This window comes from Trichococcus flocculiformis (genome assembly GCF_963662535.1).
GTDB classification, from domain to species: Bacteria; Bacillota; Bacilli; order Lactobacillales; family Aerococcaceae; genus Trichococcus; species Trichococcus flocculiformis.
Genome location: NZ_OY759718.1, coordinates 1,233,393 through 1,253,931, shown reverse-complemented (window position 1 = coordinate 1,253,931; position 20,539 = coordinate 1,233,393). Strand labels below are relative to the sequence as shown.

Here is a 20,539-nt window from a genome sequence, read left to right as displayed (position 1 = left end):
CATGTACCTCCTTCCCTATCCAAAACATAAACAGTGGTCCGACTCAGCTGAAAAACGCCAAGTACCAATGAATCAACGCTTCGCCAAAATAAAAAACAGTTATTGCGGCCAGACCAATATACGGCCCGAACGGTATCGTCATTTTCCGATCGCCACCCTTCAGCTTCATCAAGATCATCCCAACGATCGCTCCGTAAAACGTGGCCAAAAAGAACAGCAACAAAAAATGAACAGGGCCGAAAATGAACCCCAATAAAGTGAAGTATTTCAAATCACCAGCACCCATGCCTCCGTTCGATGCGAGGATGATCACGAGCACCAAAGCGAAAGCCAGGCCGCCTCCCGCCAATGACATCCACAGAGACGGCTGCGGATACAGCAAGTGCACCGCCACAAACAGTGGCGTGAAAAACAAAAGCAGCTTGTTGGGGATTTTCCTATAGGCTAGATCCGATACCGTGATCGGAACGATCAGCGCAATCAGCAACAAACCCAGAACCGTTTGCATGCTCCAACCGTACCAGTAGAAAGTCATGGCCGCCAAGAGACCTGTCGTCAGCTCCATGATCGGGTACAGCAGCGAAATATTTTCCTTGCATTCACGGCACCTCCCGCTTTGACGCACAAAAGACCAGACCGGAACCAGTTCTTTCCAAGTCAAAGTCCGCTGGCAGGTGTCGCAATAGGAACGCGTTTGAGCCAACAACGACCCGTTCGGCACCCGCAATCCCACCACATTAAAGAAAGACCCGAACACCAAGCCATAGATAAAAAAAGCAACAGTTACGATTGTATCCATGAAAAAACTCCTAATAAGCAAGAAAGACCCCACGAAGGAGTCTTTCTATGTATTTGAATGGGTGTTACGGTTTTGTTGTTGTCAATTCCCCTGCTTCTGCTTCTGCTTTTGTTATAGATGCTGGTGATGTACCTTTATATTTTTTTTCTAGATATCCCTTACTTTTCAAAGTAGCTAAATCGACAGATTCTCCCGGATTTTCTTCTTGTAAAAAGTACATTTGCGCGGCATCGATAACCAACTCTTGCTGTTGTGCTGCTGTATCCGTTTTAGCCTTAGAAACAACATTCCCAACTAATGGAATCGAAATCGCTACAATAAATCCTAAAATTGCAATAACCGCTAGCAACTCAACTAATGTAAATCCGCCTTCTTTTTTCAACAATTGTTTGATTTTATTTCTCATGTTTATTTCCTCCGTCTTATTCTGTATTTTTAACTGTTTGTTTACTAAAAAAACTCACCCTGTTTTTCAACAGAAGTTTATTTCTTTCCTATTATATAAAAACTAATTTGCGTATGCAATCTTTTTGTTTGAAAATTATCCAAACGTTTCGAACATGCTGAACATCGGCACAACGATGGAAAGTACGATCATACCTACGACTCCGGAAAGGAAAATAATCATGACCGGTTCAATCAATGCCTGCAGTTTGTCGGAAGCCTCCTGGACTTCCTGGTCGTATATTTCCGACACTTTTTTCAGCATCTCGTCCAACTCTCCACTTGATTCCCCTACCTGGATCATCTGAATGATCAGCGGCGGGAAGAACCAGTGGTCGACCATCGGCTTCGCCAGCGACTCGCCTTGCTCCACATCCTTTTGCGCCTGCAGCAGCACCTGTTCTACGACGCGATTGCCGACCACTTTGCTGGTTACTTCAATGGCCTGCAGGATCGGGACAGAACTGTTGATCAAGGAACTCAGAGTTTGCGTCATCCGCGCCAACAAGGTTTTTTGGATGAAAGTCCCCAGAATAGGCACCTTCAGCTGCAGCACATCGAATACAAAGGCGACCTGATCTTTTTTCCCAAGCTGAATGACAACCGCCACGAGGCCTCCGATACCTAAGAGCACCAGCCACCAGTAACGCTGAAGCAAACCGCTCAATGTCAGGACGAATTGCGTGATCGCAGGCAGTTCGCTGCCCATCGAGGCGAACATATCCCCGAATATCGGCACGATGAACACCAACAGGAAGGCTGTGATGAAGAAGGCCAACACCCCTACTACAAGCGGATAGGTCATGGCAGTCGAGATTTTCTGCTTGATGCGGTGCTGCTTTTCATAATAGTCCGCCATCTGTTGGAGCACTTCTTCCAGACGCCCGCTCACTTCGGCCGAATGGATCATGTGGATCAGCAGATCAGGAAACAATTTTGGCTTTTTCGCCATCGCTTCCGACAAAGGCACCCCTTCCCTGACTTCTTCGGATATTTCTTCCAACGCCTCTTTGAGCGCCAGGCTTGTCGATTGGGCGGCAAGCAGGTCCAAGGCATCCACAAGCAGAATGCCTGCGTTCATCAAAGAGGAAAACTGCCTCAGGAACACGATGAAATCCTTTGATTTCAATGACTTGCGCAAAGATATCTCCTTGTTCAGGACCGTATTCAGCGCTGCCACTTCAAAGACGATCAGATCCATGTGTCGGAGTTCATTCAAGGCTTCTTTCTTATTGACGCTCTCGATTTTCCCCTTCATCAATTTCCCATCTTTGGTTTTGGCTTTGTAGGCAAAAATGGCCATCATTCCCCTCCTTCCTTATCAAACGAATTTTTTCTTCCATTATTATAGTAATAGATGCGACCGACTGATTGTCTCTGCTTCAACGAGCCGCTTGATGCTCATCTCCATCGTGTGCATGCCTTGGTCCATCGAGGTCTGCAGTACATTCGGGATTTGATGCATTTTTTCTGCCCGGATCAGATTTTTGACCGCTGCATTATTGACCAGCATTTCCGTCGCGGCCACCCTTCCATTGGTCTTCTTGGTCGGCAGCAAGCGCTGCGACAAGATGCCCAATAGTACATTCGCCAGCATCAAACGGATCTGCTCTCTTTGCCCGGCCGGGAAGACATCGATCATCCGCTCGATGCTGCCGGCCGCATCCGAAGTGTGCAGCGTCCCCAAGACCAAATGGCCCGTTTCCGAGGCTGTGATGGCCGTGGAGATGGTGTCCATGTCGCGCAGCTCCCCTACCAGAATGACATCGGGATCCTGGCGCAGACTCGCGCGCAGGCCGTCTTTGAATGACAACGTATCAAAGCCTACTTCCCGCTGTTCAATGATGGATTGCTTATGCACATGCAAGTATTCGATCGGATCTTCCAATGTGATGATGTGCCGGTTCATCGTTTCATTCACATAATCGATCAGCGCCGCCAGTGAGGTGCTTTTCCCGCTACCAGTCGGTCCGGTAACCAAGAAAAGTCCATGTGGCTGTTGAACCAATTTTTTAGCGATGCTGGGCAGTCCTAAACTTTCCACGCTGGGAATGTCTTTGGAAATGATCCGAAAAGCAAGCGAAAGCGCGTTGCGTTGGTAGAAGGCATTCACCCGGAAACGGGCAATGTCGTTGATGGCATAGGAGAAATCAATTTCCCGTTTTTTCTCCAGCGTCTCCCACAAGTCCTGGCTCAGGATGGTTTTGGCAAACGCTTCTGTATCTTCAGGCGTAAGAACTGCCTGCTTTTGGGGAATCAGCTTTCCGTCCACCCGAAAAACCGGCGCAGCGCCTACGACAAGGTGGACATCGGAAGCTTTTTTTTCATATGCAACGCTCAATATCATATCCAATTGTGCCATTATTTCCGTCCTCTTATTCATTGATCGAAGCAACCCGCAACACTTCTTCCAACGTCGTCTTGCCTGCTTTTACTTTTATCAACCCATCGTCAACCAAAAAGCGGATGCCTTGCTGGTGGATATGGCGCTTGATTTCCTGAATGGTTGCCTGATTCATCATCAGCTGCTTTATTTCGTCAGTAATCACAATCAATTCGTGGATAGCCATCCGTCCACGATAGCCGGTATGGTGGCAAACGTCACAGCCCTTGCCGAAAGTGATCGTGTCGATCGTCTGATGACGACGTTCGAAGATTTCCTGTTCAACCGGCGTGGCTTCGCGGGTTTGGGAACAATCTTTGCAGATGGTTTTGACGAGCCGTTGCGCGACGACACCGCTCAAGGCGGAAACGATCAAGTAAGGCTCGACGCCCATATCCAGCAAGCGGGGAATGGCCTCGATGGCGCTGTTTGTATGCAGCGTGCTGAACACCAAGTGGCCGGTTAGAGCCGCCCGCACGCTGTTTTCTGCCGTTTCCTTGTCCCGGATTTCCCCTACCATGATGATATTCGGATCTTGACGCAGGACTGAACGCAAGCCGGTCGCGAAAGTCAGTCCGATCTGGGTATTGACTTGGACTTGGTTGATGCCCTCGAGTTGGTATTCAACCGGGTCTTCGATCGTGATGATGTTGCTTTCGGGATGGTTCAGTTCATTGATCGAGCCGTACAAAGTGGACGTTTTCCCGGAACCGGTCGGACCTGTCAACAAAATCAGTCCCGACGGCTCGGCAATCAATTCCCGGTAATCGGCCAGAATATCACTTTCCAAGCCGATATCCTCGACTTTCCGGAACATATTGGAGATATCCAATATCCGCAGCACAATTTTTTCGCCAAAAACGGTCGGCAAGGTTGATACCCGCAAATTCACTCGTTTTCCTAAAACAGTTGTGCTGATCCGGCCGTCTTGAGGCAGGCGTGTTTCCGTAACGTTCAGCCCGGCCATAATTTTGATCCGGGCAACCAAAGCGTTCATCAATGTTTTCGGCAGAGGTCGTTCATTCCGGAGCAGGCCATCCACGCGGTAACGCACGGATACTTGGCGTTCGGTCTGATCCAGATGGATATCAGAGGCGCGCAACGAGACGCCCGTTTCCAGCAGTTGATCGAAAATTCTTACTGCGGGCGCATCCTCCCCCTCCACGTAGTCGATATTCACTTCTTTTGAGTCGTACAAACGGTTGATGGTCTGCAACAAGTCATCCCGTGTCGCGATCACTGGTCTGACGGCATAACCGGTGGAAAACTCCAGCTCCTCGATGGCATAAAAGTCCAATGGATCATTCATTGCCACAATCAAACGACTACCCGCTTTTTTGATCGGGAGCAATAATTTCGATCGTGCAAAATCTTTTGCTATCAGCTCGACTACAGACATATCGATCGGATATTGATACAAGGACACACTTTCCAGCTTCAATTGGATTTCCAGCGCATCCAGCAATTGCTTCTCGGTGATATAGCCTTGCTCAACCAACAGATCGCCTAATTTTTCGTCCTGCTTTTTCATGCTGAGTGCTTCCACAATCTGCAGTTCCGTTACCAGCCCCGCTTCTTTCAATAAATCGCCTAATTTTTTCTTCTCAAAATCTGCCACATGATCCCACCTTTCTGCTAGTTTTCTATGATTGCTCCCGCGCTGATGATGTCTTCCGGCTTCGGATCCACAACTGTCCCGGTCGATCCGAATGGAAATCCTGTTGTGGCAACGTCTGCATATTTGAGGCTCGCACCACCACTTATGTCAAAGCTATTTGCGATGACCGTGCCGTTTATTGAATAAGAACCCATCAGTGAGACCGCTGCTTTAGGCGCTATGAGCATCATGTTGGAGTCAGCATTTCCACCCGACAATACAACACTGCTGCCACCAGTTAGCAAGATACCGTTTATTTTAGTTGTGTTAGCAGAAACAGCTGCTTCTTTAATGATAATATTTGCATTTATATTCGCTCCTTTCCAATTACTCAACTCGACCGGTTCTTTTCCTAGGTAAATAAGATTGACTGGATTAACTGGATTTTCTGGATCAATGCTATTAAAATTTGGAATACTAGTGATGTTAAGTTTATTTGTCACAACTATAGTAAGTGTTCCTCCACCGGTGACGATTAGATTATTCGAGGTAATCTCCAATTCATCCACTAAAATTGTACGATCTTGTCCATCGGTAGTGATTGAAAAAATACTTTTTTCCGATTTATCCTTTTTGTTCGGATATACGGTCACTTTCATTTTTGGAATGTAATCATTCGAATCTAACTTATGTTGATATTTGCCTGTATTATCTGTGATATTTAAGTCAGATTTCGTAACAAGATGATTTTTATCGGGTGTTTTAATTCCGTCTAAAAGATTTATATAAGCTTGAAAATTCGAAAGATAAAGCTGACTATCCCATACGTTATTTTTGGGCACTAATTCAGGCAATTTAGAACCATTAAGAGAAGAAGATGCTAATGCCTCAGCTTGTTCACGTGTTAGCGTATCTGGGTAAAATAACTTAGCAGAGTTAATATTTGTCCATCCATTAATCTGAATTGAACCATTTTCTGTCTGATTGGTATATATATCACCATTTAAAGTGCCACCGGACATACTAAATTCCCCATCAGTGTAGATGTTACCATTAATATTACCGTTAGGTATATCAATATTTCCGTCAGAATATATATCGTCATCTATTGTCACACCTGCGCTGATGTCAATACTCGTTTTTGTCAGCAAAGCCGCGTCACCGGGGAGTGTCGGCAAACCACCACCACTCCCAGTATTTTTCTCAATCCAGTTCACCGTGAATGGTTTGGTGACGGTTCTTTTTTTTCCGTCCACTTCTCCGGTAGATGTGATCGTGTAGCTATTCGTATCGTTTTGCGCTGTTGCGATTGTCGCAGTCGGCTCGGTGCCGAATTGTTCCCCGAAATCAACAGAGGACTGCCCCTTTTGGGAAGTCACAATGGACGACACATGATTATAAAAGGAGCCTTCCGTTGCGTTAGTTTCATAGGCGCTCAATACGGATCGCTGAATCTCATCATACGCGGTAACGGCTCCGGCTTCAGCGACATAATAAGCGGAAGTAGCGTCGCGGTTCGCAGCCCCCAAGCGGTAACTGCCGATTGTGAGTGTTCCGATGGAGATACCGAGTACTGAGAGTACGAGCAGCACCATTAACGTTAATACGAGGCCGCTGCCGTTTTCTTCTCGGAGATGCTTGATTCCCATTTTCCCACTCACCTCCTCAAATAGATTTTCGTTTGATATTCTTTTGATTGATTGTTGTATTTGGCCATACTTTCTAATACGATGGCCACACTCTTTTCAGTAGCATTCAATTCAACCGTAAAATCAGCAACCCCATTCGCCAAAACCTGATCATTATTTTTCACAAGCTGTTCCCCTTGTTGGCTGAATGCCTCAGCGCCGCCAATCAACAGGGCATCGCCTGATTCCGATACCGTCACATCAGCAAAAGACGTTTTGCGCACTTCTTTTGAAATGACCGACATCGTGTAAGCGAAATCATTTGACTGACCTGCCGAATAGGATTGCGCCAAGTATTGCTTCTGCCCAAACAGATGAACGGCACCGACCAGCGATAGCACCACCGAAAGCAACGCAATACTAGCCAACAATTCCACGAGCGTCATCCCGGATTCGTTGCGTAGGCTAGTCTTCGAGATCTTCTGCTGTACGGAACGACAGCCGCGTTTCCATTTTTGCATCAGCTTTAACTTCTCCTTCCTTGAAAACTTCAACAGTTCCCGAATAGAGTGTACCACCTACATTTTTGACTGTAGATTTGACTTCAAACCCAGAAACCATCTTGGGGCTTTCGGCCTTAATCAGGACCAATGTGTCCTCCACAGTCTTTGTGGCTGCATAATAAGTTAGTAATTCAATTTGCTCTTGGGCGATAAAAGTCGCCTCGTTCACTGCATCGGTCTGGTTATTGACTTTAGCAGCCTGAATGAAAAAGGATAAGAACGTCGTAATGATCAGTGACAGTAGCAAAATCGATGCCAACACCTCGACCAAAGTCATTCCCTCTTCTGACTTCAGCATACCTTTATTTGTTTGATTATGCCGACTGTTCATGGAGCGCTTCTCCTGTTCAATATATTTATGAAATTTTATATTATTTTCCAATATTTCTCACGTAGCTTGTACCGTAATATATTAATGATTAGTATAGTATCTTAACGATTTACTGTCAATATTTTTGAAATGATGATACACTGAGATTACTATGGTATAGCCTGGCTCCAAATGTGAGGATGCTGAAGCACGTTCCTGTCCACTCACTCTTCCACTCTGACGCTGGCTATCGTAAGAGAAACATTTCTATTGAAAAAAATCTCAATAAAATGATACGGAGGATGGTCCATGCAGTATCTGGATATGACAAAAGAGCAACTATTAGAAGAAATCGCCTACTTAAAACGCCTGAACAAAGAATTGCTTGAACAAATCTTTGAGGACGATATCACGAAATCACCCTGGTCAGGTAATTTAGGCCAGTGGTTCTGGGACTATCCACGGAATATCGTCACTTTTAATCCGATGAAAGCGACCGCTTTGGGTTACACGCCAGAGGATATCCCGGAAGAAGCCGGATTCGAATTTTTTACAGAAAAACTGCATCCCGAAGATTATGATATGGTCATGGACGAGATGAGGGCCCACTTGAGCGGTCGCGTGCCGGTCTGGGAGGTCAAGTACCGCACCCAAGCAAAGGATGGTTCCTGGAAAGTATTTTATGATCGCGGCAAAGTGACCCAGCGTTCTGCTGATAACAAACCCTTGTTCCTTGCCGGCAACATTTTTGATGTTACCGAAGACGAGATCCTCAAGCAGGAACTAATCCAAAAAACGGCGTTTTGGCGCACCCAAGCACGGATAGATAGTCTTACGAACCTATACACGCGCGCTGCTTTGGAAGAGGAACTTTTCTCCCTTCATCAGCGCCATCAGACGCAGCAGCAAACTTACGCGATTATGTTATTGGACTTAGATCATTTCAAAAAAATCAACGATACCTATGGGCACTTGGTGGGAGACCGAGTATTGGCTACAGTCGGACAAACAATCCGGTCCAACATTCGTGAATCCGATATAGCGGCACGTTATGGTGGAGAAGAATTTTTGGTTGTTTTTCCGAGTTGCGAAAGTCAAACAGCCGCACAGATTGGCGAGATTATCCAACAAGATCTCTTGAAAGCCGAGCTCCCGTTCACGCAACCAGTCTGCTTCAGCGCCGGCGTTGCTTCAAGCACAGAAAGACAGACCCTGAACGAATTGATCGACTTGGCGGACCAACGCTTGTACAAGGCAAAAAACACCGGTCGAAATCGAATTATTCAATAAGAAAAGCTGAACATCATTTTAGTTGCATGAAAGATTTTGAAAATTTTACTAATTCCTGCATGTTGAAAAAAACCTATTTCTGCGTATCCATTGACTGCGCAGAAATAGGTTTTTTTAGGACTGCTCGCTATCAGTGGTCGGATCGTCGCACGATTTCATCACCATTACTCTTTTGAATGCAGCAAGTACGTCAGGATCGAATTGTGTCCCTGAATATTTTTGCAGTTCTTCGATCGCCTCTTCCTTGCTTCTGCGGATATTGTCCGGCCGATCTCTCATCATCACATCGTAAGCATCCGCAACCGCTATGATACGTGAAGGCAAAGGAATCTCCTCTTTCTTCAACTGTTCCGGATAACCGTTTCCGTTCACCCACTCATGATGGGACAACACGATCATCGCAACGGGTGCGTAAGCATCCACCGAGCGAAGAATCTGATAGCCGGTTTCTGGGTGGCGTCGGATCAACTCGACCTCTTTTTTGCTCAATTCCGATTGTTTCCCCAGGACTGCGGACGGTATGGTAATCTTGCCGATATCATGAACCAGCGCCGCTTTTTTGACCATCTCTTGGATCGAGGATTCCAACCCCATCTCTCTAGCGATTGTTCCGGCATAGTTTGCCACATTTTCGGCATGCTGCAGGTCCCACTTTTTCAGCAAACGCGGATTCGATTTGATTCCTTCAATGATAGAATTTTTGTGTTTTCGGCTCTTGCGGAGTTTATCTTCGTACATCAACCGGTCCGCTTCTGCAATCAACTCTTCGATCGAGTCTTCCATGCTTGTTTTGGTGGCAACGCCCAGAGAAATGGAAATCCACTCGGAAGGGAATCTTCCGGAAATTTTGAATGTGTCCTTCCGTTGGAGTTCCCCGGCCAGAAGCGATGCTGTGTGGTGGTTCGTGTACGGAAGCAACAGAACAAATTCATCGCCGCCATAACGGACGAAAAGATCCCCCTCCCGTTTGAAACTGAGAATCTGTTCCGAAATGCCACGCAACAACTCATCCCCTTGATCATGCCCATAAGAATCATTAATCAATTTCAATCCGTTCAGATCCACGAAAATAGCGCTGAGCGGTAATTTGTATGGTAAAAGAACCGCTTCAGGCGACGTCACCAAAAAACTGCGCTGATACATCCCAGTCAACGAATCCCGCGTATGGTAAAACTCCAGCTTTTCCTGGGTTTTCATCAAATCGGTAATATCTCGCCCGGCTGCATAGATTCTGTTCCCAAAAATTTTCACGCGCCATTCGAAATAACGGGCTTCTCCATCCGAACTTATGAGTCGATTGATGAATTTCTCCATTTCCCCAACCTTTACGGACTCGCTGATCGCAAATTTGGTTGCATAAAGATCCTCTTTGGCGATGATTTCAAATATGTTTCTCCCGACCAATCGGGAATAGTTGTACCCTAAGGACTCCTTCCAGCTCGCATTGACGGCAACAATCTGACCACTATAAGTGAAGACGCAGAACAAGTCTCTCGTAACAGAAAGAAAACGCTGCAGCTCAGTGTTCTCTTTTTTTAGTATATCGATGCACACTTGATCATTCTGAAGATTTTCTTGCATTCTCCCACTCCTTCTACTGTTCGCGTTCCGAATCATTATAATCTCTCAAAAAAGCGACCGCATCTTGCTCAGGTAATGGCCTGCTGATCAGATACCCCTGGATAATATCACACCCATGCTTTCTCAGGTACGCTTTTTGCCGTTCATCCTCCACACCTTCCGCTACTACGAGTAGGCCGATCTTATGCGCCATCGAGATGATATCCGACGTGATCAGGTCCTGATCCGGCAGCCGTGAAATGCGACTGATGAAAAACCGGTCGATTTTCACTGTATCGATATGCAGTTCTCCGATTGTGGACAGGGAAGAAAATCCAGTTCCGAAGTCATCCAACGAAACAGCAATGCCCATCCGTTTGATCTGTTCAAGAGTCTCATTGATCTGCTCGTAATGCTCCAGCAGCACTGATTCCGTGATTTCAAATTCCATCGCCTGCAGAATCCGTTCGCTCAGATGGGGCGCCCGCTGAAGATACTCGACGAAACCTTCGCGCAACAATTGGATACCCGATATATTCACCGCAACCGTTATATCCTCGATTCCCTGCCCTTGCATTCTTCCGAGAAAATCCGCCGCCAATTGAAGGATATGATTCCCAAGCTCATTGATCAACAATTTTTTCTCCGCTAAAGCGATGAACTCATCAGGTGGAATTTGGCCTAACTGATCGATGCGCAGTCTGGCCAGCGCCTCGAAGCCGATGATCCGACTTTTATTCAAGTCAAGTTTAGGTTGGTACTCAAGATAAAACGAGATCTCATCCTTACCCCCGATAACATCGCGCAGCACTTTCATGATCTTATCCTCACGCTGCAGGGATTTTTCCATCCGTTCATCAAAAAAGACGATCGGATGCGCGGCATTTTCTTCGATATGGGGAAACGTCAACAACGCATCCTGCAGTATTTTATCCGTGGAAGTATGCCTAGCCTGTATTTCCACGATCGCAATCTGGATATCCACGTACTGGAGGTCGGTTCCCTCAGCTATCGGTTCATCAAAGATACAAATCAGCCGCTTCGCCAACTTTCTTAATTCTTCTTGATCCCCGACACTGTCGCTCACTACAACGAATCGATTTCCGTCGAAACGGAAAAAATTGTCATCCGTCTTCAGTTCCTGTCTGATTTTATCCGCTACCTGCTTCAGTAACGCATCACCGTATTCGAAACCGTATGTCATATTCACTGTCTTAAGGTTCTTGACATGCAGCAAAAGCACTGCTTTGTTCCGTCTTCTCGGCACAGCAACGATATGATCCAGATAATCATGAAGGTACTTATTGTTCCGCAAACCGGTCAACTGATCGTAATAGGCAATTTTGATGTTCGCCTGATTTTTTCGATAAGCATAATAGAGAATGCTTCCAGTCGTCAGTACGATCACTGCCAGGACGATTGCACCGAAACGGATGATTTCCAGCACTTGTGCGTCGAGATTATCGGTAGGCCAGTCAATCACTAAAGTGCCTATCCGCATGAAGTCGGAATAGATCGGAACTGCAACTCTTAAGATTTCCTTGCCACCCACCTCTGTCCGCTCAGCGTAAGTCCGTTCACTCATCAGCTTTTGTTGCAGGGCTTCCTCTTCGATCGTGGTGCCTGTATAGTTGTCCAGGCTGCTCGCCACAACTTCAAACTTAGTGTTGACGAAAAAAACGTTCTTGACCTCATCACGTTGGGATATTTCCTCGATGAGCTTCGCTATTTCAAAATCCTCAAGAAAATCTTGGATATTCTCCGCCAAAATGCCCAGTTGGACAAATCCGCCCGCTTCATCTTTCATATAACCGAATTTATAATACAGACCATTTTCGGTGTCTTGCCTGATTTTTTCGATCCTGACCGTCTGATTACTGACCATAAAATCGTGTACAGGATGCCCTTCATAAACTTCCCAACCCAACACCTGATCGTAAGTACTCGATACGACCTTCCCCTCACTGCTGTAGACATAGATTTCGTCGACTACGAATGTCTTGGCGATGTCTTTCAGCACCTCACTGTTGTCCTTGTCCTCGATGCGCATAAGCGCTTGAGCAACAATTCTGATTTTGTCATCCAACAAGGCTGTGATCCTATCATAGGCTTCTGCCGTATGAGCCAAATTATGGGAGTAACTATTCGCTATCTCGATTGTGCGTTCTTCAAGCAAGGCATACTTTTCTTCGACACGGTTTTTGACCGTCAAGCCCGTCAAGACGGAAAAACCGATCAGCAAAATCAAAAAAGGCACCAAAAAATAGGTCACTTCCACCGTCTTGAGCTTGTCGCTTCTTCTCAATGCACATCCTCCCTTCCGTCCAAAATATGTCTATGAACCAGCAAGCATTATTTGCTGCCTATCGCTGTATCCTCCTGAAGGATGAGCCTGAGCCCATCCTGTACATTTCCAAAAAAACAGCCACAAAAGTTGTCAAATCAACAATTGCGGCTACTATTGCGTTGGGAGGGAAACAATAACTTGGTTTCTGCCGTCTTTTTTGGCCTGATAAAGCGCCACATCGGCCCGTTTGAGCGTTCTTTTCAAGGTTTCTCCTGTGCGACTGTGCGCCACCCCCACAGATATTGTGACGCTGACCGGATCACCTGAAGTTGTGCTGAAGCGCCTATGAGCGACTATTTCCTGCAAGTCATGAATGAACGCCTCTGCATCCCTTTGATTTGGAGTGTCGATGATCACGGCGAATTCCTCACCACCGATTCTGTAGAAATCCGTGTCAAAAGCCGAAAGTTCATTGAACACCTGCGCCATTTGTTTCAAAAGCAGATCCCCATTGTCATGTCCGAAACTATCGTTATAATCCTTAAAATAATCGATATCGATCACTGCCAATGTCACTGGCTTCTTTTCCCGCTCCACATCCATCAGTTCGTTGTTGAACGTGCGCACGTTCTTGAGGGCCGTCAGATGATCGGTGCTGGCAGACAAAATCAACCTGTACAGATCCGTAATAAAAAAATGCATGACAAAAGTCGCAGCATACCCTGATGTAAACAAAATAGTGCTAATCAACAGCACGAGTGATTTATCTGCAATCATTTGATTGGTCAGCATAACTGTAGGGATGAGCGCATACGTGACGAGGACAAGCAATTGCGGCAGTTCATTCAACCGGTGCTCGATATAACGGACCAGCAACGGCAATGTGACAGCCAGCAAAATACTGATGATCAGGTTACTTTGGGCAATATCATTATTACCCCAAACAAACCTGAGGATCCCTAGCAACAGAATAGTCGGACTGGTTATTTTCCAATCCAGATATTTAGCCGAAAAACAGAACATCAGAAATCTGAAATCGTATCTTATCCCCAGAATGACCGTCGAAAAGCTCAACAAAACGATGCCTACCAGCACCTCCAAAAGAATACTTTTTATGAAATAAGCCATTGTCTCATTCTCTTGATTCGGCGAACCAAAATTGCTTCTCAAGTAGAAGTAAACAGCAAAAAACATGATCCCAATATTCGCCAGTAGACTAACCATTTTGCACCCTCTCACCTACATCACTTATCTTGAAATAAGTATTTTCATATCGGAACAAAAATTCGGTCCCGCTAACAGTTTCCATAAAACAGTAATATCTTGTCAATTATAACTTACTTATTTCATTCTGTATAATATTAGCAATAGTTGAAAAATACCTCAGCCGAAAAATACAATATTGTATTTCCAGAGGGCTTTATTTTGTTGAATTAAGACCGATGCACGAACTTTAATCAGGTCTTTTGGAATCAACATTTTCGTTTTATATAAGAATAAGCGCATTCGAAAAATCATCTGGTATAATTTATATGGTAACTTCAATTATTTAAACGGTAAAATTCTGCTTGACCGATTCTCAACAGTGAATTTGAATTGATAGCAAAGGAGGAAAGTTAATGGATGATACGCAAGAATTATTGGCTGATCTATACATCGTGTGCCAGCCAATCATGCTGTGTTCGGATAAAAATGTTATCGATGGCTATGAAATCTTACTGAGATCAAAAAAACAGGATGGGTTTCCTGAAAAAACATTTCTGTGGCTTATCGATGATGAGCAACGCAATTCCGAGTTGATGGCTTATTACTCGAAGGAACTGAAAAAATTATGCGATGCCCACAGCAACACCAAGCTTGCGCTGAATCTGCATCCCAAACAGTTGCAGCACCCCTCCACTTGGCTCTTTTTGGATACCATTTCAGCCCTGAAAGAGAATATCTCCATCGAACTGACTGAGCACCAGTGCGAATTTGGCGCGGCAGATCAAGAAAAGCTCCTTCAAGAATATATTGAAAAGCTTAAAGGAGCAGGCTTCAGCATAGCGATCGATGATGTGGGAACTGGCCAAAACAACCTCCAATTGGTAGTGAACAACATCGCTAATATAAACGCGATCAAGCTGTCACTGACAGCTTTTCAAGGTTTGGATGAGCAGGTTCTGTTGAATTACCTGAGCAGCTGGGTTTTTCTCTCTGAGCATTATCATCTTACAATGATTGTGGAAGGCGTTGAAAATGCACGGATCAGCAACGAGCTCAAAAACTTGGGGATGGTCTACCAGCAAGGCTACTACCACGGAAAAGCCCAGGAGTTGCATTAAGCTTTTGGTTTGATTGGGTTGATTGGATTGATTGGGTTGATTGGGTTGATTGGGTTGATTGGGTTGATTGGTTTGGCCGGCAGCTCCGGTAAAGGACGGCTTCGCCGGAGGTACGTTGCTCCCCTCGTAAGCCGGATCAGCCGGCCTAGCATACATCCAGCTGACCAAAGTTAACATCACAAAAAGGCAAGAAATCCGACAAACAGGGTCTTCGTCGGATTTCTTGCCTTTCATTTTTTCGGTGGCTATGGGATGCACATGGATTTGGTTATTCTTATAAGACTTTTTTGCTCACCAAGCGGATTATAGCGATAAAATTAGATAGAAGCCAAATGTGTGGTCATGTCAAATTGTTTTTTATTGCACAAATAGATTCATTTAATTATTTAATCATCGGACTAAGTTCCATATAATTTCGCTGGTTCATTTGCAGTGAGTGTAAAGGAGGAAATGTAATGGATGAGATGCAAGCGTTGCTGGACGATTTATATTTGGTATGCCAGCCAATTATGTTGTGTTCGCATACAAACAACAGTATCGATGGGTACGAAATTTTATTGAGATCACGAAAGCTGTGTGCTTTCCCCGAAAAAATGTTCTTGTGGTTCATTGAGAAGGAAGAACGCAATTCCAAATTGATGGCTTATTATTTTAGGGAACTGAAAAAATTGATTGCGAGCCACCGCAACACCAAGCTATCGCTTAACCTTCATCCGAAACAGTTGCAGCATCCTTCCACGTGGGGGTTTTTGGACAGCATTTCCTTGATGAGAAAAAATGTCTCCATCGAACTGACTGAACATTACTGCGCATTCGATCCAGCTGAAGGAGCGGATATGCTCCAAACCTATATCTCCAAACTGAAGACAAAGGATTTTTCGCTGGCGATTGATGATATAGGCAGTGGCCAAAACAACTTTGAATTGGTTGCAAAAAATGTCCAAAATATCCATACGATTAAAGTCTCATTGTTGAATTTCAGAAATCTCAATGAAGAGGTTATGTTCCATTTCTTGAATAGCTGGCTTACGTTGTCAAACCACTACAATCTTAAATTGATTGTTGAAGGTGTGGAATCAGAAAGCATCAGCAACAAGCTCAAAAACCTAGGCATGATTTATCAACAAGGCTATTACCATGGAAAAGGCCAAGTATTGTGCTGACCTTTTTTTGAACGCTTCCTCCGGTTAGAGGTGTCTTGCCGGAGATAAATATCCAAAAAGGATGATCACCTCCGACCACCGCGGCTTCGCCGGAGGACAGTTCCCGAAAGTCAGGCCAACTCCGGCCAGCATTCGCTCCCCGGAGTTGGGCTTTTTGGCGCTATCTGTCCTCCGATTAGGCGGGGGCTTATCGGAGCTGGCAGTTTCCTCCTGTTAAGGGGTCCTCTGCCGGAGGAGAACATCCAAAATGAGGATCACCTCCGACCACCGCGGCTTCGCCGGAGGACAGTTACCGAAAGTCAGGCCAACTCCGGCGAGCATTCGCTCCCCGGAGTTGGGCTTTTTGGCGCTATCTGCCCTCCGATTAGGCGGGGGCTTATCGGAGCTGGCAGTTTCCTCCTGTTAAGGGGTCCTCTGCCGGAGGAGAACATCCAAAATGAGGATCACCTCCGACCACTGCGGCTTCGCCGGAGGACAGTTACCGAAAATCAGCCCAGCTCCGGCGAGCATTCGCTCCCCGGAGTTGGGCTCACCGTCGCGGGACTCTCCTCCGATGAGCCCCCCGCTCATCGGAGCTGGCGCCCGGATGAATCACTACTTCCACGAATAAAAAGCCGATCCCTGATGAGTATCGTCTCATCAGGGATCGGCTTTTTATTCTAAAGAACAGCTATACTAAAGGGTTCACAGATGCTCATTTGTACGCGTGGGCGGATACCATCACTTTGTTTCTGCCGGATTCTTTTGCTTGATACAGCGCCATGTCGGCCCGCTTGAGTGTTTTTTTCAAAGCTTCACCCTTCTCGCTATGGGCAACGCCCACCGAAATAGTGAGGTTGATCATTTCGCCGTCTTGTACAGCGAATTTTCTGCGGGCGACCGTACTTTTCAGAGTGTGCAGGAACGCCTCAGCTTCACTTGGACTGAAGTAATCGGCGATCATTCCGAATTCTTCACCGCCGATTCTGTAGAAAGTGGTGTACGGAGTCGCCATTTCGTTGAACATGGCTGCCAACTGCTTGAGGATGCTATCACCGCTGTCATGTCCATAACGATCATTGCAATTTTTAAAATGGTCAATATCGATCACCGCCAACGTGACCGGATGCCGTCTCCGCTCCATTTCCATCAGATCACTGTTGAAGAGCCGCACATTCTTGAGCGCCGTCAAGGGGTCTGTGCTGGCGGAGGCAATCAAACCGTGCAGATCCGAAATGAAGTACTGCATCACAAAAACCGCCCCATAATTCAAAGCCAACAGAATCAAACTGATCAACAGCACAAGCCCTTTATCCAGTATCATGTGATTGGTAAAGACGATGGAAGGAATAAGCGCAACGGTTACCAAGACCAGCAGTTGCGCCAAATCGCTCATTCTGTCCCGAATAAGCTTCACTATCATCGGCAAGATGATGGCCAGCATTATGCTGACGATCAGGTTCACCTGGGCAGCCTCGCTGTTGCCCCAAAAAAATCTGATGATCCCCAGCAACAATATGCTCGAACTGGTTATTCTCCAATCCATATGCTTTGCGGAAAAACAAAACAGCAGCACCCTGAAATCATATCTGATCCCAAAGATAACCGTGGAAAAACTCAATAAAATCGTGCCTAACAGCACTTCCATCAAAATGCATCCGATGAGGCCAGATTTTGTTGTATAATCGTGATTCGCTCCTAATTTTCCGCTTTTCGAACAGAAATAAACAGCCAGAAACAGGATCCCTATATTTGCCAGTAGACTAACCATTGTAAGCTCCTTATATACTTATATTCAGTAGATACAATTCGTTCTAAATTTTGTTCGGAACGCTCGAGCCAGAATCTGTGTCCTGATGCATCAGCATAATTCCTTCCTGAATATAAATATTTAATCCCTACGCATCATTAACTGATTCATTATAACCTATTTTAGTTGGTCCACATATCATTATAAATGGATGGAAACTTTTACAAATCAAAAAAATACAATTTTGTATTTTAAACACACGTAATGAGGGATATGTAACACCAATATATCGCATTCCTGGTTTTCAATGCTTCAGCATTTCCGGTTTCCTCCTGTAAAGGGGTTCTCTGCCGGAGGACAACTCCAAAAAGACGATCACCTCCGACCACGGCGGCTTCGCCGGAGTTCGGCCACCCACCATGCATTCTCCTCCGGCCAGCATTCGCTCATCGGAGTTGAACTACCCAGCGCAAGCCTCTTCTCCGGCGAGCGCCGACTCATCGGAGTTGGCGACCTTCCTCGCACCACAGATTCATGCCCCCAACCAACACAAAAACCCCCGGAATCCGGGGGTTTACTGGCTCTTAACATTCATTCCTTCATTCCAACCGCACCGTTTCGATCCGCGCTTGCCCGATCGCAGCAGCTGTATGCGTATACGGCACCAGTTCGGAATAGATCTGGTTGATCTCGAGCGGCGTAAAAATGTCGGGCAGCTCGGCCATGTCCTTGATGATTTCGCGCACAATCATGCTTCGGTTCATGACTTTGACGCAGCCCGACCGGACGTACATTTTCTTCAGCGTGCACTGATCGCTGAAAACGACATAAGATTTGAACGCATCTGCCTCGAGCGCCAGCTGACGTTTCAACGACGAGATGCGGCTCTCATTTTGCCAAATCGGGTTGTAAAACTGCTGCTTCGTACCCCGTTTCATCGTCTGGGTCCAATAACGACTGTCTTCGTCGCCGAAAATGCAGCCACTGAAATTCTTCGACTCGAACACATAGATACCGGTCCGCGCAATCATCACAAGATCAATATAGATCGTGGTCCCATCGCTCTTCGGCAAATGAAGATGCGGCAGCAGCCGATTCGGCTCGCCCAATTTTTCCAGGTGACTGTAAATCATGAACTCGCCGCTCGTACCCTTGTCCAACAGCGTCCCGGCAAAACTGCGCCCGCTCGCGGAACCGTTGTCCGACTTGACGTAGCGGATGTGAATCATCCGTCCCGCGATAAGAAAAACCAGAATGATAAAAAATAAGAAGGTCTCCAAATCGGTGCTCTCCTTCAGTATGGTTTTGTCAGCCGCGAAAATTGGCCGGACTCCCCGACGGCCAACGCTGCGTAAAGTTTATATCCACTCGCGAATTGTTACCGCTATCATTTTCGGATTATCCAAACAGAGGATTCCGATTAACGGCCTCGCGCTAAATCGATTTTACTATATTATCGGAAGTTAGACTACAACTTTATTCATGGAATTTCGGCTACCTGCTTGATTGGGGTGCCGGGGAGGGTTTTCCTCCGGTGAGGGGGTTCTCTGCCGGAGGAGGAGATCAAAAAAATCAACACCTCCGACCACGGCGGCTTCGCCGGAGTACGGCCACCCGCAATGCATCACCTCCGGCCAGCATTCGCTCGTCGGAGGTGATCTGCCCGGCGCGAGACTATCTTCCGTGGGGGATTTCGTTTCTTGAACATGCTGAAAAAACCGATGAACTATATGTCTCATCGGTCTTTTCAATATAGTATTTTAGCGACTATCTGACTAATTTCTCTTCTACTCGTTGATTTGCATCTACAAAACTGATTTCGATGCGTTTCCCCAAAGCCTGCGCTATGTCTTCGAGCATGGAAAATGATGGTTCCATTCTAGCGCTTTCGATCCGCGCAATTGTCGAGCGTGATTTGTTTACCTTCTTGGCGAATGCAGTTTGGTTCAATCCCGTTTGTTCTCTCAATTCGAATAACAGATCTGCAAAATCCAATTTTGCTTGTTCATCTTCAAATGCCTGTTTGAATTCGGGGCTTTCGGACTTGCGTCGCTTAATCACTTCACTGTTCTTGCTCATTTGTCATTCCTCCTTTTGATTCTGGCTGACCAGTATGCTTTTTTGACAGCTTTCGCTCTGCGGATTTCTCTGGTGGGAGTTCTATTTGTCTTTTTGCTGAAACCATGCGTGATATAATATTCGGTGCCTTGTATTTGAAAATAACAGCCTCTCAACCAATGATCATTTGTTTGGGATCGAAGTTCATAAATATCATCATCCAACTTCTTAACTCGTTCTTTTCTGATGGAATCCTGCAAATCTGTATTTTCGACTCGATCTATCAGTGCTCTGAACTGCGCTTCTTCTTTAGTACTCAGTGAGTTTAGAAACGTTTCAAATTCTTCTCCCCAATCAAATTCAGGTTTAACCATTCGGCACCTCTTTATGTTATTATACAACAA

General features: G+C 45.9%; 18 protein-coding genes. 3 read left to right on the top strand and 15 right to left on the bottom strand.

The window, feature by feature from the left end:
* Positions 1–43: 43 nt before the first annotated feature.
* The 8 genes from ACKPCD_RS06110 to ACKPCD_RS06075 all read right to left on the bottom strand — a co-directional run bounded on the left by ACKPCD_RS06110 (position 44) and on the right by ACKPCD_RS06075 (position 7,745).
* Positions 44–799, bottom strand: coding sequence for a prepilin peptidase (locus ACKPCD_RS06110; protein WP_321434364.1), 756 nt, complete (start codon positions 797–799; stop codon positions 44–46).
* Positions 800–863: 64 nt separating this feature from the next.
* Complete coding sequence (locus ACKPCD_RS06105; RefSeq protein WP_321434363.1) at positions 864–1,205, bottom strand: competence type IV pilus major pilin ComGC; 342 nt, start codon at positions 1,203–1,205, stop codon at positions 864–866.
* Between the two features lie 135 nt (positions 1,206–1,340).
* On the bottom strand, positions 1,341–2,549 hold the full coding sequence (locus tag ACKPCD_RS06100) for a type II secretion system F family protein (protein ID WP_321434362.1): 1,209 nt from the start codon (positions 2,547–2,549) through the stop codon (positions 1,341–1,343).
* Between the two features lie 39 nt (positions 2,550–2,588).
* Positions 2,589–3,605, bottom strand: a complete 1,017-nt coding sequence (locus tag ACKPCD_RS06095; RefSeq protein ID WP_321434361.1) for a type IV pilus twitching motility protein PilT — start codon at positions 3,603–3,605, stop codon at positions 2,589–2,591.
* A gap of 13 nt (positions 3,606–3,618) precedes the next feature.
* Positions 3,619–5,244 carry a GspE/PulE family protein gene (locus ACKPCD_RS06090; RefSeq protein ID WP_321434360.1) on the bottom strand — a complete coding sequence of 542 codons (1,626 nt, stop codon included), beginning with the start codon at positions 5,242–5,244 and terminating at the stop codon, positions 3,619–3,621.
* 17 nt (positions 5,245–5,261) lie between these two features.
* The gene (locus ACKPCD_RS06085) at positions 5,262–6,872 is read right to left on the bottom strand and encodes a PilX N-terminal domain-containing pilus assembly protein (protein ID WP_321434359.1); all 1,611 of its coding nucleotides are present in this window, start codon (positions 6,870–6,872) and stop codon (positions 5,262–5,264) included.
* Positions 6,873–6,880: 8 nt separating this feature from the next.
* Positions 6,881–7,372 carry a PilW family protein gene (locus tag ACKPCD_RS06080; RefSeq protein WP_321434358.1) on the bottom strand — a complete coding sequence of 164 codons (492 nt, stop codon included), beginning with the start codon at positions 7,370–7,372 and terminating at the stop codon, positions 6,881–6,883.
* On the bottom strand, positions 7,317–7,745 hold the full coding sequence (locus ACKPCD_RS06075) for a hypothetical protein (RefSeq protein WP_321434357.1): 429 nt from the start codon (positions 7,743–7,745) through the stop codon (positions 7,317–7,319). Before ACKPCD_RS06075 ends, ACKPCD_RS06080 begins: the two co-directional genes overlap by 56 nt.
* A gap of 288 nt (positions 7,746–8,033) precedes the next feature.
* On the opposite strand from ACKPCD_RS06075, the gene ACKPCD_RS06070 reads away from it, so the two are divergent.
* Positions 8,034–9,014, top strand: a complete 981-nt coding sequence (locus tag ACKPCD_RS06070) for a sensor domain-containing diguanylate cyclase (protein WP_321434356.1) — start codon at positions 8,034–8,036, stop codon at positions 9,012–9,014.
* Between the two features lie 114 nt (positions 9,015–9,128).
* Here ACKPCD_RS06070 and ACKPCD_RS06065 read toward each other — a convergent pair whose 3' ends face one another.
* From ACKPCD_RS06065 to ACKPCD_RS06055, 3 genes are all read right to left on the bottom strand, one after another.
* On the bottom strand, positions 9,129–10,595 hold the full coding sequence (locus ACKPCD_RS06065) for an HD domain-containing phosphohydrolase (RefSeq protein ID WP_321434355.1): 1,467 nt from the start codon (positions 10,593–10,595) through the stop codon (positions 9,129–9,131).
* A 13-nt stretch (positions 10,596–10,608) separates the two neighbouring features.
* Positions 10,609–12,879 carry a putative bifunctional diguanylate cyclase/phosphodiesterase gene (locus ACKPCD_RS06060; protein ID WP_321434354.1) on the bottom strand — a complete coding sequence of 757 codons (2,271 nt, stop codon included), beginning with the start codon at positions 12,877–12,879 and terminating at the stop codon, positions 10,609–10,611.
* A 153-nt stretch (positions 12,880–13,032) separates the two neighbouring features.
* Positions 13,033–14,085, bottom strand: a complete 1,053-nt coding sequence (locus ACKPCD_RS06055) for a GGDEF domain-containing protein (RefSeq protein WP_321434353.1) — start codon at positions 14,083–14,085, stop codon at positions 13,033–13,035.
* A gap of 395 nt (positions 14,086–14,480) precedes the next feature.
* Between ACKPCD_RS06055 and ACKPCD_RS06050 the strand changes: the two genes are divergently transcribed.
* Positions 14,481–15,185, top strand: coding sequence for an EAL domain-containing protein (locus tag ACKPCD_RS06050; RefSeq protein ID WP_321434352.1), 705 nt, complete (start codon positions 14,481–14,483; stop codon positions 15,183–15,185).
* A gap of 455 nt (positions 15,186–15,640) precedes the next feature.
* The gene (locus tag ACKPCD_RS06045) at positions 15,641–16,348 is read left to right on the top strand and encodes an EAL domain-containing protein (RefSeq protein ID WP_321434351.1); all 708 of its coding nucleotides are present in this window, start codon (positions 15,641–15,643) and stop codon (positions 16,346–16,348) included.
* Between the two features lie 694 nt (positions 16,349–17,042).
* Here ACKPCD_RS06045 and ACKPCD_RS06040 read toward each other — a convergent pair.
* The 4 genes from ACKPCD_RS06040 to ACKPCD_RS06025 form a co-directional block, all read right to left on the bottom strand.
* Positions 17,043–18,098 (bottom strand): GGDEF domain-containing protein, encoded by a 1,056-nt coding sequence (locus ACKPCD_RS06040; protein WP_321434350.1) that lies wholly within the window; start codon positions 18,096–18,098, stop codon positions 17,043–17,045.
* A 578-nt stretch (positions 18,099–18,676) separates the two neighbouring features.
* Complete coding sequence (locus ACKPCD_RS06035) at positions 18,677–19,357, bottom strand: nuclease-related domain-containing protein (RefSeq protein WP_321434349.1); 681 nt, start codon at positions 19,355–19,357, stop codon at positions 18,677–18,679.
* A 487-nt stretch (positions 19,358–19,844) separates the two neighbouring features.
* Positions 19,845–20,156 (bottom strand): type II toxin-antitoxin system RelB family anti-toxin, encoded by a 312-nt coding sequence (locus ACKPCD_RS06030; RefSeq protein WP_068562078.1) that lies wholly within the window; start codon positions 20,154–20,156, stop codon positions 19,845–19,847.
* Positions 20,153–20,509, bottom strand: a complete 357-nt coding sequence (locus ACKPCD_RS06025; protein ID WP_068562077.1) for a type II toxin-antitoxin system RelE/ParE family toxin — start codon at positions 20,507–20,509, stop codon at positions 20,153–20,155. The genes ACKPCD_RS06030 and ACKPCD_RS06025 overlap by 4 nt, the downstream gene beginning before the upstream one ends.
* Positions 20,510–20,539 lie beyond the last annotated feature (30 nt).

What these genes read in the sequence shown, in the direction of transcription:
- ACKPCD_RS06110 (WP_321434364.1), bottom strand. Translation starts at nt 799, where the DNA reads ATGGATACAATCGTAACTGTTGCTTTTTTTATCTATGGCTTGGTGTTC.
- ACKPCD_RS06105 (WP_321434363.1), bottom strand. Translation starts at nt 1,205, where the DNA reads ATGAGAAATAAAATCAAACAATTGTTGAAAAAAGAAGGCGGATTTACA.
- ACKPCD_RS06100 (WP_321434362.1), bottom strand. Translation starts at nt 2,549, where the DNA reads ATGATGGCCATTTTTGCCTACAAAGCCAAAACCAAAGATGGGAAATTG.
- ACKPCD_RS06095 (WP_321434361.1), bottom strand. Translation starts at nt 3,605, where the DNA reads ATGGCACAATTGGATATGATATTGAGCGTTGCATATGAAAAAAAAGCT.
- ACKPCD_RS06085 (WP_321434359.1), bottom strand. Translation starts at nt 6,872, where the DNA reads ATGGGAATCAAGCATCTCCGAGAAGAAAACGGCAGCGGCCTCGTATTA.
- ACKPCD_RS06080 (WP_321434358.1), bottom strand. Translation starts at nt 7,372, where the DNA reads ATGCAAAAATGGAAACGCGGCTGTCGTTCCGTACAGCAGAAGATCTCG.
- ACKPCD_RS06075 (WP_321434357.1), bottom strand. Translation starts at nt 7,745, where the DNA reads ATGAACAGTCGGCATAATCAAACAAATAAAGGTATGCTGAAGTCAGAA.
- ACKPCD_RS06070 (WP_321434356.1), top strand. Translation starts at nt 8,034, where the DNA reads ATGCAGTATCTGGATATGACAAAAGAGCAACTATTAGAAGAAATCGCC.
- ACKPCD_RS06065 (WP_321434355.1), bottom strand. Translation starts at nt 10,595, where the DNA reads ATGCAAGAAAATCTTCAGAATGATCAAGTGTGCATCGATATACTAAAA.
- ACKPCD_RS06055 (WP_321434353.1), bottom strand. Translation starts at nt 14,085, where the DNA reads ATGGTTAGTCTACTGGCGAATATTGGGATCATGTTTTTTGCTGTTTAC.
- ACKPCD_RS06050 (WP_321434352.1), top strand. Translation starts at nt 14,481, where the DNA reads ATGGATGATACGCAAGAATTATTGGCTGATCTATACATCGTGTGCCAG.
- ACKPCD_RS06045 (WP_321434351.1), top strand. Translation starts at nt 15,641, where the DNA reads ATGGATGAGATGCAAGCGTTGCTGGACGATTTATATTTGGTATGCCAG.
- ACKPCD_RS06040 (WP_321434350.1), bottom strand. Translation starts at nt 18,098, where the DNA reads ATGGTTAGTCTACTGGCAAATATAGGGATCCTGTTTCTGGCTGTTTAT.
- ACKPCD_RS06030 (WP_068562078.1), bottom strand. Translation starts at nt 20,156, where the DNA reads ATGAGCAAGAACAGTGAAGTGATTAAGCGACGCAAGTCCGAAAGCCCC.
- ACKPCD_RS06025 (WP_068562077.1), bottom strand. Translation starts at nt 20,509, where the DNA reads ATGGTTAAACCTGAATTTGATTGGGGAGAAGAATTTGAAACGTTTCTA.